Genomic DNA, 237 nt, shown 5'->3' on the forward strand with positions numbered 1-237 from the left:
GAAAAGCACCTTTAGTTTTGGTGATTTTGCGTATCTGGCGATGTACCCCTTGAATTGGATTGGTAGTATATATGATTTTTCGTACTACCTCATCGTACTCGAAGAATGATGAGAGATTTAACCAATTGTCCAGCCAGGATTTGCAGGTCAGGGGATATTTTTTTGCCCACTTTTCTTCAAAGGCAAGCAGCCTTTGATATCCCTGCTCTTCATTATTAGCTTTTTAGATTGGCTTCA

1 pseudogene is annotated in these 237 nt (G+C 39.7%); it reads right to left on the reverse strand.

The window, feature by feature from the left end:
* Window positions 1-220 (reverse strand): annotated as a pseudogene (locus GNY06_RS01350) (transposase); the annotation flags it as partial.
* Between the last annotated feature and the right edge of the window lie 17 nt (window positions 221-237).

Source organism: Elizabethkingia argenteiflava (assembly GCF_009904105.1).
In the GTDB taxonomy this organism is placed as follows: Bacteria; Bacteroidota; Bacteroidia; order Flavobacteriales; family Weeksellaceae; genus Elizabethkingia; species Elizabethkingia argenteiflava.